Genomic DNA, 12,090 nt, shown 5'->3' with positions numbered 1-12,090 from the left:
CACTCCACCGCCTCGGTCATGGTCAAGTCCCTGGTGAAGACCTCTGCCTTGATGGCTGCCAGCGCGCTCTTGAGCAGCATGCCTGCCCTCGCCCAGGTCAGTGCCGCCAACGTGCGGGCGCTCAACGTCGCGCGCAACTGGGCCGTCAATAACAACGGCGGCCTCAGCGTCTATCGCCCCGCCGCCTGCATGTTCAACACCGGTGACGGTGGGGGCAGCTGCCTCACGCAAAACAACAGCCAGGGATTCCGCTTCAAGTTCCTTGGCGGCCGACCCGGCTGGATTGAGCAGGGCACAGCCCCGACCACCGAAACGGAGCTGCAGGTGTCCGTCGATGGCCGCCACGTCACCCAAGTGATCTACAACGGCTCACCGCGCTGAGCGGGAAACCGTCCCGAACAGACGGCTCACACGACAGGGGGGTGGAGGACCGAAGCAAGACCTTCGGTTCTCCGCTCCTCCTTCCCCCAACAATCGCCATACGGTTTGGTCACCACCCAACTGAGGGAGGACCACCATGCATCCGACCGCCGAACTCTTCACTGAAAAAGCCTGGGCCGCCATCGTGGCTGCGCAGCAGTTGGCGCAGCAGCGCCGGCAGCAGCAGATGGAAAGCGAGCATCTCTTCGCGGCCTTGCTGTCGCAACAGGGCCTGGCCTCGCGGGTGCTGGAGAAGGCCGGAGTGGATGTCGGCACCCTCAGCCAAAGGATCGACGCCACCATCGAAGGGCAACCGTCCTTGAGTTCTCCCCCCGAGAACGTCTACCTCGGCAAGGGGCTCAACGCCGTCCTCGATCAAGCCAACACGCTCAAAGGGTCCTACGGCGACAGCTACATCGCCATCGAGCATCTCCTGCTGGCCCTGGCGACGGATGATCGCTGCGGCCAACAGCTGCTCTCGCAAGACGGCACCGATGCCGCCAAGCTCAAAGACGCCGTTCAGGAGATTCGCGGATCCCAAACAGTGACCGATCAGAACCCCGAAGGCACCTACGAATCCCTGGAGAAGTACGGCCGCGATCTCACCCAGGCGGCCAAGGACGGCAAGCTCGATCCGGTCATCGGCCGCGACGAGGAAATCCGCCGCACGATTCAGATCCTGAGCCGCCGCACCAAAAACAACCCGGTGCTGATCGGCGAACCCGGCGTGGGTAAAACCGCCATCGTCGAAGGCCTGGCCCAACGGATCGTCAACGGCGACGTCCCGCAGGCCCTGCAGAACCGTCAGCTCATTGCCCTGGATATGGGGGCTCTGATCGCCGGCGCCAAGTACCGCGGTGAATTCGAAGAACGGCTGAAGGCCGTGCTCAAGGAGGTGACCGCCTCCGAGGGCCAGATCGTGCTGTTCATCGATGAGATCCACACCGTGGTGGGTGCGGGTGCGAGCGGCGGTGCCATGGATGCCAGCAACCTGCTCAAACCGATGCTGGCCCGCGGAGAACTGCGCTGCATTGGCGCTACCACCCTGGACGAACACCGCCAGCACATTGAGAAGGATCCAGCCCTGGAGCGCCGCTTCCAGCAGGTCTTTGTCGATCAACCCACCGTCGAGGACACGATCTCGATCCTGCGCGGCTTGAAGGAGCGCTACGAAGTGCACCATGGCGTGCGCATCGCCGACAACGCCCTGGTGGCGTCCGCGGTGCTCAGCAGCCGCTACATCGCCGATCGCTTCCTGCCCGATAAGGCCATCGACCTCGTGGATGAATCCGCGGCGCGGCTGAAGATGGAGATCACCTCCAAGCCCGAGCAGATCGACGAGCTCGATCGCCGGATCCTCCAGTTGGAGATGGAGAAGCTGTCCCTTGGCCGTGAATCGGATGCCGCCAGCAAGGACCGGCTCGAGCGGTTGGAAAAGGAACTCGCCGACCTCAGCGAGCAGCAGAGTGCCCTCAACGCCCAGTGGCAGCAGGAGAAGGGTTCCATCGATGAGCTGAGCGCGATCAAAGAAGAGATCGAGCAGGTGCAACTGCAGATCGAGCAGGCCAAACGCAGCTACGACCTCAACAAGGCCGCCGAGCTCGAATACGGCACCCTGACGGGACTGCACCAAAAGCTGGCCGCCAAGGAAGAGGAGCTCAGCGGCGAGGGCGATGAGAAGTCACTGCTGCGCGAGGAGGTCACCGAAGACGACATCGCCGAGGTGATCGCCAAGTGGACGGGGATTCCGGTCGCCAAGTTGGTGCAAAGCGAGATGCAGAAGCTGCTGCAACTCGAAGCAGAGCTGCACACCCGGGTGATTGGCCAGGAGCAGGCCGTGACCGCAGTTGCCGATGCCATCCAACGCTCCCGCGCCGGCTTGAGCGATCCCAACCGACCGATTGCCAGCTTCCTCTTCCTCGGCCCCACCGGAGTCGGCAAAACCGAGCTCTCCAAGGCACTGGCCTCCCAGCTCTTTGACAGCGAGGACGCCATGGTGCGCATCGACATGTCCGAGTACATGGAGAAGCACACCGTCAGCCGCTTGATCGGTGCGCCTCCGGGCTATGTCGGCTACGAGGAAGGCGGACAGCTCACCGAAGCCGTCCGGCGCCGGCCCTATGCCGTGATCCTCTTCGACGAGGTGGAGAAGGCGCACCCCGATGTCTTCAACGTGATGCTGCAGATCCTCGATGACGGCCGCGTCACCGACGGACAGGGCCGAACGGTGGACTTCACCAACACCGTCTTGATCCTGACCAGCAACATCGGCAGCCAATCCATCCTTGATCTCGCCGGCGACCCGAGCCGTCACAGCGAGATGGAAGCGCGAGTCAATGAAGCTCTGCGCGGACACTTCCGCCCGGAGTTCCTCAACCGTCTGGATGAGTCGATCATCTTCCACAGCCTCAAACAGGAGGAACTGCGGCAGATCGTCGAACTTCAGGTCCAACGGCTTGCCCAACGGCTTGAGGACAAGAAGATTGGCCTCCAGGTCAATGCCGACGCCCTCGATTGGCTCGCCGGAGTCGGCTACGACCCGGTCTATGGCGCCCGCCCGCTCAAACGGGCGATCAAGCGGGAATTGGAAACCCCCATTGCCAAAGGAATTCTGGGCGGGCAGTTCAGCTCCGGCCACGACGTCGCCGTGGACGTGGAAAAAGGGCAAATGCGCTTTACAGCAACCCTACATTCCAAAGCGATGGGAACTTACAACAAACAATCCCAGAAAATATCCGGCCAACCAAAATAGTAATAATCAGACAATGCGAACTCAATCCAAACAAGAATGAACCAGACAAGGCACTAAGGACATAGAATCAGCCGAACGCACCAGCAGCCGCATGAATCAACATACGAGAAGGAACCACTCGGAAAAAAATAGGAATAGCGGAGCGGTCATTGGTTCCATTCTAATTTTTTCACTTTGCACAAGAATAACTTTAGCATTGAGAGGTGGACAATTCTTCTTCCCAGACGAGTCTCGCTACAACCTGTCAAGGGAGGCGGCAGCATTTCTCCAAGATCGAAACTGGGACTACGTATTTCAGTCGCTAAGCAACGCAGATCATCCACTTTTCTTCCAATGGATGCTAGTGCCAGCTGCTCTAGAAAGGCTCATAGGCACAACAGATATCCTGCCATCTCTGTATATAGCCTTGTTCTCAGCGGGCATTATATATGCAACATTTAAGGCATCAGAATCCCTAAGCGACTCTACCGAAATAGCACTAATAGCCGCCTTCGTGGCATCAATTAGCACATCCCTAACGATATACTCGAGGCACATCGTTCCATATGATATATCCCTATTCCTTGGGATATCTTCGATAGCAATTCTGGCATCAAAGAGGCCCACTCAATTAAAGTATGGGATGGCTGGTGCATTGTGCGGATTAAGTTTTTGGACCTATACAGGCTATTGGGCATTGACAGCATGCTGTATAGCGGCCTTTTTCATACTTCGCTCATACAAGAAAAGCGCGGCAGATTCAATATTTTTCCTGGCAGGATGCGCAATTCCTCTTGGATTTGTACTTCTTCCTCATATCCTGTCGGGAAAGGATTTCTTCAGAGGATTATCATCTTTCTCTAACACCGTCACGCAGGGCAATTTCAGCGAAGGCTGGATGCTTCCATTCGAATACCTACACTCATCAGAAGGTGCTATTTTTTACGTATTTACCGTTCTTATTGCCTGGAGCTGCATCAGGGCGATACTCAAAAAAGACTCCACAGGAGAGAGGGAAACTCTGATATTACTAGTATTTATTTATTTATCCTTAGTACTAGCCTCTGTAGGCGCTCATAAGTTCGTAGTGTACGGAAGAACCTGCAGGCAATTACTACCTCTTGCATGCATTTCAGCAGCATACTCATTACGATCACTAGCAGAATGGAGCAATCGCAAATCAACCATATACCTAATGCTGGCATCTGCAACATTATTCCTATATACAGGAAATATATCAGATCCATTCCAGCAAGTCTTCCCCAACCAATTCGTTGAAGCTGTCAGAAAAGAGACAGGAGCACCCCTTGCAAAGAATACTCCTGGGGAATGGATCGAATCAGGCAGCGAGACACACTCTTCTAACGAAATATCACTTATAAATGCCAAGTACTTGTACCCGATAAAAGAGGAGCATCAATCAAAAACTCATTTTTTCAAGACTGAGCAGCATCCCATCAATTACAGACCCTATCAATACGAAGGATTCAGGAAGGAATCACGAGAGATTATTAGAAGAAAAGCAATTACGATGCGCGCGGCAAGGAGTTCGACATCGGAAGACGGACAAAATCTCAATTAGATCATGCAAATCTAGTGAACAACAAATACGCACCGCCAGCTTTCTATAATTGACATTAGTCACACAGACATTCACCAAAGAATTAATCCCAAAATAGCCAAACAATGGAGAAGACATTGAGTTAAATCGCTATTGTTCGATGCGTCACTACATCAAGCTCTCCACCACACCCGCGGTAACTGCCCTAGAGAGTTAACTCCATGTTGCGCTCCAACCAATCGGCAAGCACCAGCAATCCCCACCGCCGCGCCCAAGGCCTCAAATCAACGGCGCGCGAGGCGGCCGTGAGATCCAGCTGCGGCAAGCCTGTCGCCTGAGATGGCGTCCGTAGCCACTGGTCGAAGGGAATCACAAAACCACGCTTGGGCGCATCCTTCAACACAGCCGTCACCTCGGGGAAGGCATCCCGCAGCAGCTGCTTGCCCGGCGCCAACCGCGTTGAGGCCGCAACCGGCGCCAACGCCTCAAACAAAGCGACGTCAACCAGTGGGACCCGCAGCTCAAGGGAACTGGCCATCGAGAGGGCATCGCTGTCCCGCAGCAACATCCCCCCCATGTAGCTGGAGGTTTCAAGCCAGGCGATCTGATCGGCGAGCTCCGCGCCGACAACGCCTTCAGGGAGCTCCGCCAGGGATGGGGCCGCCGGTGGCGGCAACTGCCAAAGCTTCATCAGCCGCGACGCTTCCCGCGCCGAAAAAATCGTGCGCATGCAGCGGTGGGCGGCCGCGACACCAGGGGGGCTGGCCAGGTAATCGGCGAAGCGCTGGAGCTTGGCGTGCTTGAGGGGCTTGATCAGCTGGGAGCCGGCCCAGGCGGCCGGGCCCAGGCGTCGGCGCAGGGCCAGCAACTTGGGCACTGTCTGAAAGAGCGGGTAACCGCCAAAGAGCTCATCTCCCCCCAAGCCACTCATCACCACCTTCAGGCCCGCCTCCGCCGCTTCCGCGGACACGCAATAGGTGTTGAAGCCATCGCTGCTGGGTTGATCGAGGGCATCAAAAAACGCCGGCAGCCGTGACCAGGCCTGATCGCGGCGCAGCAGTAAGCGGCGATGCTCCGAGCCAAAACGACGCGCGACCTGTTCAGCCAGTTCGCTCTCATCGAAGGCCTCCTCCTCAAAGCCAATCGAGAGGGTCGTCAACCGCTGATCCGTCGCCGCGAGGATCGCCGATGAATCCATCCCCCCCGAGAGGAACAGCCCCACCGGCACATCGGAAACCATGTGGGCTTTGACGCTCTCCCCAACGGCCGCACGGGCCCGCTCCACCAGCGCGTCATAGGGGCCAGCCTCCGGCTCGGCAGCAAAGCGGGGCTGCCAGTAGCGCTCGATGGCGAGTTCACCGTTCTGCCAGCGGGCGACGTGTCCGGGAGGAAGCACGTTCAGCCCCTGCACCAAGGTCTCCAGCTGGGGGACGCAGCCAAACATCAGGTAGTGCTGCAGCGCCGCCCCATTGAGCTCGCGGGGAACCGCGCGGCTGCGCAGGAGCGCCCGGACCTCCGAGGAGAACAGCAGACGGTCCGCCCCCGATCGGTAGAGATAGAGCGGTTTGATGCCGAAGGGATCGCGGCCCAAAAGGGCGCTCTGGCTCTCTTGGTCAAACAAACAAAAGGCGAACATGCCCCGCAACTGCGGCAGAGCTGCCGCGCCCTCGCGGATCAAGAGCCGCAGGAGCACCTCGGTGTCGCCCGTGGAGACAAACCGCTCACCGCGGGCCTCCAACTGCTCGCGGAGCGCTTTGTAGTTGTAGATCTCGCCGTTGAAGACCAGGCGGTAGCGCCCGCAGGCGGACTGCATCGGCTGATGGCCCGCCGGCGACAGGTCCTGAATCGAGAGGCGGCGATGAATCAGGGTGCAGGTCCGGCTCTGCCAGATGCCCGAGTCATCGGGGCCGCGGTGCAGCAGGAGTTCAGCAATCCGCGCGGCCTGGGCGCGGGGCATGGTCTCGGTGGACCCACCCGTGAGTTCGCCTGCCAATCCGCACATGCGAGGCGCCCCTCAGTGCGTCGAATCTACGGTCAAAGCAAGGCGTTGATCCGCTGCGCCAACTGCTGATCGAGGTTGGAGAGCCCGCCGGTGTCGTGGGTTGTCAGATCGATCGCCACCCGGTTCCAGACGTTGCGCCATTCCGGGTGATGCCCCATCGCTTCGGCGATCAAGGCCACCCGGGTCATGAAGCCAAAGGCCGCATTGAAGTCAGAAAAAACCAACTCCCGGTGCAGCTTGCCGTCCACCAGGCTCCAGCCGGGCAACTTCTGCTCGAGCTGATCGATTTCAGCCGGGGTGAGCGGAACGGCAGCCATCACCAATCCATCCAACGGACCTCAGCCTGGCGCGGCTCAACCGAAGCGGTAGTGCTTGCGCACAGGCTGATGCACATCCCAGTGGCAAGAGAGCCCAGCGGCAAAGGTGACCAGATCGCCGGCGCCAAAGCGCACGGGTTCACCGCCCTCGGGCGTCACCGTGACATCCCCCTCCAGCAGCAGGCAGGTTTCCTGCTCGTCATAGGTCCAAGGAAAGGAGCTGATCTCGCAGCTCCAAATCGGCCACTGGGCGACGCCCAAGTGCTCCAATTGAGCAGGTTCAGGCCCGTGGACGACGTTGATCGGCGTGGCCATCCGCAAAATCTGGAACTAAGGCCCATTCTCGAGGGCCAAGTCATGCAAGCGATCGATCAAGAGATCAATGTCGGTGTCGTCCTCCGGCTCCGGCGTGCTCTCCCGGCGTCGCCGAACCTCCTCCGCCAGCCGTTCAGCATTGCGCCGCGCCAACTGGGTTGAAGGCGAGAGGTCCCGGCCCCGCAGCGAGGCCAGTTCCAGCTCCAACGTCTCCACCCGCTCTTGCAGGCGCGTGAGCGCCAAGGTCAGTTCCTCGAGCGAAAGCGTCATCCCCTACTCCCCGATCAGATGGGCCGCGACCCGCCTGCGCTGGGGCCTAGCACGGTGCTCCCAGAGGTAGACCGCTTGCCAAATGCCCAGCAGCAATTCCCCGTCCACAACACTCAGGGACAGGGTTTGGCTGGTCAACGCCGAGCGGATATGGGCGGGCATGTCGTCGGGCCCCTCGTCGTCATGGCGATAAAGGCGAAGGGAATCGGAGCCATCCAAGGCGCCATGGGCGACCTGAGGAACCACCGCCTCCATCCAGGCCGCGAGATCATCGAGAACCCGTGGATCGGCGTTCTCATTGATGGTCAGGCTGCAACTGGTGTGGAGCGCACTCAGATGAAGGACGCCCTGACGCAGACCCGTTGAGCGAATCCAGCGGTTCAGCTCAGGATCGATGCGCAAGAACCCCTTGCCGCATGTCTGGAACTCGAATTGCTCAAGCGCCTGCTGCAAGCCCATCACCAGTGCCGTTGGTGCAAAGACCAGTCAACGCCATGGGCCACGGAGAGCTCGACTGATGGTTCAGGCTGACGTCATGACCATCCAACTCACGCTCCTCTACGACGGCGGCTGTCCGCTCTGTCTGCGGGAAGTGAACTTCCTGCGCCAGCGGGATCAACGGCTGCACCCCAGCTCAGCTCGGATCGCGTTTGTCGACATCAACGACAACCACTACAGACCTGAGCAACACCAAGGGATCAGCTACCGGGAGGCCATGGGCCGCATCCACGCCATTCAGGGGGACGGAACTGTTCTGAAGGATGTCGCAGTCTTCCGCGAGGCCTATCGACTGATCGGACTGGGCTGGTTGTACGCCCCGACAGCCTGGCCCGTCATCGGAGCGTTGGCGGATTGGGCCTATGGCCTCTGGGCCCACTGGCGCTTGGCCCTGACCGGTCGGCCTGACCTGGATGAACTCTGCAGCTGCCGCCTAGAAGCGACGGCGAATCAGCCGCGCTGAGACGCGGGCGTCCAGGAGCAGCGTCAACAACCCCACCATCAGCGAGACCATCGCCACCACAAACAGCGGCACGACGATCGCCGTCAGATCGATTACCGCAATCGCGCTGATGAAGGTGACAGCGACCACCGCCGCCACCAGCACCCCGGTGGTAGTCACGGCCTCGCTGGCACGGGTCAGCAACGTCATGCGCCGTTTGAGCAACGCCAAATCCATTGCTTCATCCGTGACGCTCTGCAGCCGCTGGGCCCGGTCCAGCACCCTGGCCAGGCGGTTGCTGATCACACCCAACAGACCGGCAATGGCCGTCAGCAGAAACACCGGGGCCACCGAGAGCTGAATCGCCCTGGCCAAGCCGAGCATCGGTGAACCAGCTCCGGGATCCATCGTCAGCAACGTCGACCGTTCCACCTAAGCGGAGCGATTCAGAACTGCCAACCTGGCCGCACAGGCTCGCCGTTCCATGACCCAGATCACCAGCAGCTACAGCGGCGAACTGCGCTGTGCCTCGATCCATGGACCATCGGGCTCAGCCCTGGAAACCGATGCGCCAACCGACAACCAAGGCCAAGGGGAGCGCTTCTCGCCCACCGACCTCGTGGCCACGGCGCTCAACACCTGCATCCTCACGATCATGGGGATCGTCGCCGAGCGGCACGACTGGGATCTCAAGGGGTGCACGGCCCGGGTGGAGAAAGTCATGACCAGCGAAGCGCCGAGGAAGATCGCCAAGCTCGAGGTCTGGATTGAATTGCCGGCCCACCTCGATGCCAAGGCGCGGAAGATCTTGCAAAAGGCCGGCGAAAACTGCCCCGTCAAAGTGAGCCTGGAAGGGGCGGTTCCGATGGAGCTCCACTGGAGCTGAGCACAACGCCTAGGGTCTCGCGGACGTTCTCTCGAGCACCTTGGGCGCAGGACAGGCATACGCACGGCTTCGCGATCACCTGCACACCACCCAACTGCTTGGAGGGATCCAGAGCACGCTCTACTTCGACCAAAACACCGCCATGCCCGCGGCATCGGCGGGCTGGCGCGGTGAGCAGTTGGCACTGTTGGCGCTGCAACTCCATGGCCGGCAGACCTCGATGGAGTACGCCGATCTGCTGACCGAGGCGGAGGCGGAAGCTGCGGGTTCAGCCAACCCGGAGCAGCAACGCAATCTCGAGCTCCTGCGCCGGCAATGGGAGCGTCAATCCCGCCTGGACCCGGCCCTGGTCGGCCAACTCGCCCAGGCGCAAGCCCAGGGCTATGCCCTTTGGCAGGAAGCCAAACAAGCCGACGCCTTTGAGCGTTTTGCGCCGGCCCTCAAGACCCTGATTGAGCTGCGGCTCGAGCAGGCCCGCCAACTGGCCCCCGTGGAGCAGGACCCCTCTGGGCAAAAGCGCAGCCCCTGGGAAATCCTGGCCCAACCCTTTGAGCCCGACATCAGCAAAGCGCAGCTCTCCGGCTGGCTGCTGCCGCTACGTCAGGAACTCCCTCCCCTGCTGGAGCGAGCCCGATCGATCCCGCAGGGCAGCCGTGAGCCCTGGGATCTCACGGAGTCCTCCCAGGAGACCCTCTGCGATCAACTGCTGCAGGAGTGGGGTTACAACGCCCAGCGCTGCCACCGTGCCCGCTCACCCCATCCCTTCTCGAGCACCCTCGGACCGGATGATTTCAGGATCACCACCCGGGTGGTGACCGCTCAGCCCTTTTCCGCCTTCTTGGCCACCGCCCATGAATGGGGCCACAGCCTCTACGAGCAGGGGCTACCGCGCACCGGTGACCACTGGTTTCCCTGGCCCTTGGGTGAAGCCACCTCAATGGCCGTTCACGAAAGCCAGAGCCTCTTCTACGAGAACCGCTTAGCCCGAAGCGAAGCCCTCGCCCGACGCTGGCACCCCCGCTTCAGCGAAGCCCTAGGCCGAGACACCTGGGGCAGCCCGAAGGCCTTCTGGCGTGACCTCAATCCGATCGCCCCTGGGCTCACCCGTGTCGAAGCCGACGAGGTCAGCTACGGCCTGCACGTGCTGCTGCGCTACGAGCTGGAGCTGGCCCTACTCGAGGGGGGCCTACCGGTGGAGGAGCTCCCCAGTGCCTGGAATCAGGGCATGCAAGACCTCCTCGGCATCCAGCCCAAGACGGACCGCGAGGGCTGCCTGCAGGACGTGCACTGGAGCGAGGGACTGTTTGGCTATTTCCCCTCCTATGCCCTCGGTCACCTCATCAGCGCCCAAATCAGCGAGACGATCGAAACCCAGCTCGGCCCGATCGAAGCACTGCTCGAGGCCGGGGAAGACGCGGCCCTCGCTCAATGGCTGAACCAGCGGATCTACCCACTCGGTCGCAGTGTCAACGCGATGGAGCTGGTGGAGCAGGTCAGCGGCCGCCCGCTGGACCATCGCCCCTTCATTCATTACCTCCAAGGGAAGCTCGAGCGACTCGCGACGCCATAGGCACTGCGTAAAGAAACGGGACAAAGGTGTGCAAACCCTGACCGTTGCGCTGTGATGGGCCTGCGCGAAAAGAAAGAGATGGCCGATCAATTCCCCCGCAAGGCAAGTTTCGATCTGAGATCCCGGGAGCGGATCGAGGGTATTAACAGCCAAGTCACGAACCTTGAGGCCATCCAAGGCGGAAGGCGCAGTGAAGATGAGCGCCTGGTGAATGAGAACTTCCAGCAAATCTTGCGGTCCTCCAGCTATCAGCTGGCCCACTCCGATGGAGACCTGCTCTCCAGCGCCGAAATGCGCGGTGTGCGAATGCTGCTGGAGATCACCAAACCGCAGCAAATCCTCGACGCCCAAGGCGTCGACTCCACCATCATCATTTTTGGCGGGGTCAACATCATTGAGCGCAGCGACGCCGAACAGCGCCTGGCGGCCGCGGAAGCCGAGCTCGCCGCCGACCCGAGCAACCCTGCCCTGAAGCGCCAGCACCAACGCAGCCAGAGGCAACTGGAGTTCTCGCGCTACTACGACGCCGCCCGTGAATTCAGCCGCCTGGTCTCAGCGGATCAGCAGGCCGGCCACCACAAGCAAGTCATCGTCACCGGCGGAGGGCCCGGAATCATGGAGGCCGCCAACCGGGGCGCCTTCGACGCCGGTGGGCGATCGATCGGTCTCAGCATCAAGCTCCCGGGGGAACCCGTACCCAACCCGTACATCAGCCCAGAACTCTGCTTTCAGTTCAACTACTTCGCCCTGCGCAAGTTCCACTTCGTTAAACGCTCGACCGCGGCCGTTCTCTTCCCCGGTGGATTCGGGACCCTCGATGAGCTGTTTGAAGTGCTCACCCTGCGTCAGACGGCCATCAAACGGCGGATGCCCGTCATCCTCTTTGGCAAGGACTTCTGGCAGCGCCTGATTGATTTCGACTACCTGGCGGACTGCGGCCTGATCCGCGAGGAGCACCTCGAGCTCTTCCAGTTCACCGATTCAGCCCAAGAGGCCTGGTCCTGGATCCAAGCCTTCGAAGAGAAGGCGAACGACGCACCCAGTTCCGAGGCACTCGCCGCCTAAAAGGGCTGTTCCG

Annotated in this window: 13 protein-coding genes; 7 read left to right on the top strand and 6 right to left on the bottom strand. The window is 60.6% G+C overall.

Going from position 1 to position 12,090, the window contains the following annotated elements:
• The first annotated feature begins 18 nt into the window (after nt 1–18).
• The 3 genes from H0O22_RS02550 to H0O22_RS02540 all read left to right on the top strand — a co-directional run bounded on the left by H0O22_RS02550 (nt 19) and on the right by H0O22_RS02540 (nt 4,733).
• Nucleotides 19–381, top strand: coding sequence for a hypothetical protein (locus H0O22_RS02550; RefSeq protein WP_185187484.1), 363 nt, complete (start codon nt 19–21; stop codon nt 379–381).
• Between the two features lie 136 nt (nt 382–517).
• Nucleotides 518–3,172, top strand: coding sequence for an ATP-dependent chaperone ClpB (gene clpB, locus H0O22_RS02545; RefSeq protein WP_255439427.1), 2,655 nt, complete (start codon nt 518–520; stop codon nt 3,170–3,172).
• A gap of 91 nt (nt 3,173–3,263) precedes the next feature.
• Complete coding sequence (locus H0O22_RS02540; RefSeq protein ID WP_185187483.1) at nt 3,264–4,733, top strand: hypothetical protein; 1,470 nt, start codon at nt 3,264–3,266, stop codon at nt 4,731–4,733.
• Nucleotides 4,734–4,917: 184 nt separating this feature from the next.
• On the opposite strand, the gene asnB is transcribed toward H0O22_RS02540, so the two are convergent.
• From asnB to H0O22_RS13400, 5 genes are read right to left on the bottom strand one after another with little or no spacing between them, the layout of a single operon-like run.
• Entirely contained in the window at nt 4,918–6,714 is a 1,797-nt protein-coding gene (gene asnB, locus H0O22_RS02535; RefSeq protein WP_185187482.1) for an asparagine synthase (glutamine-hydrolyzing), read from the bottom strand.
• A gap of 32 nt (nt 6,715–6,746) precedes the next feature.
• Nucleotides 6,747–7,031: a 4a-hydroxytetrahydrobiopterin dehydratase gene (locus H0O22_RS02530; RefSeq protein ID WP_185187481.1), complete on the bottom strand. Its 285-nt coding sequence runs from the start codon at nt 7,029–7,031 to the stop codon at nt 6,747–6,749.
• 36 nt (nt 7,032–7,067) lie between these two features.
• Nucleotides 7,068–7,346 carry a cupin domain-containing protein gene (locus tag H0O22_RS02525; RefSeq protein WP_185187480.1) on the bottom strand — a complete coding sequence of 93 codons (279 nt, stop codon included), beginning with the start codon at nt 7,344–7,346 and terminating at the stop codon, nt 7,068–7,070.
• Between the two features lie 15 nt (nt 7,347–7,361).
• Nucleotides 7,362–7,616, bottom strand: coding sequence for a hypothetical protein (locus tag H0O22_RS13405; RefSeq protein ID WP_185187479.1), 255 nt, complete (start codon nt 7,614–7,616; stop codon nt 7,362–7,364).
• A gap of 3 nt (nt 7,617–7,619) precedes the next feature.
• Nucleotides 7,620–8,075, bottom strand: a complete 456-nt coding sequence (locus H0O22_RS13400) for a secondary thiamine-phosphate synthase enzyme YjbQ (protein WP_185187478.1) — start codon at nt 8,073–8,075, stop codon at nt 7,620–7,622.
• 76 nt (nt 8,076–8,151) lie between these two features.
• Here H0O22_RS13400 and H0O22_RS02510 point away from each other — a divergent pair, with 76 nt between their 5' ends.
• Nucleotides 8,152–8,577, top strand: coding sequence for a thiol-disulfide oxidoreductase DCC family protein (locus H0O22_RS02510; protein ID WP_185187477.1), 426 nt, complete (start codon nt 8,152–8,154; stop codon nt 8,575–8,577).
• Here H0O22_RS02510 and H0O22_RS02505 read toward each other — a convergent pair.
• The gene (locus H0O22_RS02505) at nt 8,548–8,988 is read right to left on the bottom strand and encodes a DUF2721 domain-containing protein (protein ID WP_370521463.1); all 441 of its coding nucleotides are present in this window, start codon (nt 8,986–8,988) and stop codon (nt 8,548–8,550) included. The genes H0O22_RS02510 and H0O22_RS02505 overlap by 30 nt on opposite strands.
• Nucleotides 8,989–9,040: 52 nt before the next feature.
• Between H0O22_RS02505 and H0O22_RS02500 the strand changes: the two genes are divergently transcribed.
• From H0O22_RS02500 to H0O22_RS02490, 3 genes are read left to right on the top strand one after another with little or no spacing between them, the layout of a single operon-like run.
• The gene (locus tag H0O22_RS02500) at nt 9,041–9,442 is read left to right on the top strand and encodes an OsmC family protein (RefSeq protein ID WP_185187476.1); all 402 of its coding nucleotides are present in this window, start codon (nt 9,041–9,043) and stop codon (nt 9,440–9,442) included.
• 40 nt (nt 9,443–9,482) lie between these two features.
• Complete coding sequence (locus tag H0O22_RS02495; RefSeq protein WP_185187475.1) at nt 9,483–11,012, top strand: carboxypeptidase M32; 1,530 nt, start codon at nt 9,483–9,485, stop codon at nt 11,010–11,012.
• Nucleotides 11,013–11,066: 54 nt separating this feature from the next.
• A complete protein-coding gene (locus H0O22_RS02490) occupies nt 11,067–12,077 on the top strand; it encodes an LOG family protein (protein ID WP_185187474.1) in 1,011 nt (336 codons plus the stop codon).
• Nucleotides 12,078–12,090 lie beyond the last annotated feature (13 nt).

It is taken from the genome of Synechococcus sp. LTW-R (assembly GCF_014217875.1).
GTDB lineage: Bacteria > Cyanobacteriota > Cyanobacteriia > PCC-6307 > Cyanobiaceae > Vulcanococcus.
Note: the sequence above shows the minus strand (reverse complement) of the source record. Positions and strands in the feature narration are given on the sequence as shown.